A 231-nucleotide genomic window follows, 5' to 3' on the forward strand; every position below is an offset into this window, starting at 1 on the left:
AGAGCTTGAAGCCCACGACCTTGTAGCCGATGATCTTCGGGGTCTGCGACGGGGCCGGCGTCGGGTTGTTCCAGTGGCCGCGGTGGTGGTTGCCGTTCGACTGCGAGCCGCCCTCGTAGACCGGCACGACCGCGAGCTTCGACAGCGCCGTGGTCTTGTCGGCCTGGAGCTTCTTCAGCTGCCAGTCAGCCTGCCGCTTGTACTTGTAGACCTGCGACTCGTACTTGCCGC

General features: G+C 64.9%; 1 protein-coding gene. It reads right to left on the minus strand.

What is annotated here, in order from left to right; all coding sequences use genetic code 11:
* Positions 1 to 231: hypothetical protein (locus FLX08_RS41160; protein ID WP_167530790.1), on the minus strand; the 231-nt coding region annotated here is incomplete at both ends.

This window comes from Microbispora hainanensis (genome assembly GCF_006874475.1).
GTDB lineage: Bacteria > Actinomycetota > Actinomycetes > Streptosporangiales > Streptosporangiaceae > Microbispora > Microbispora hainanensis.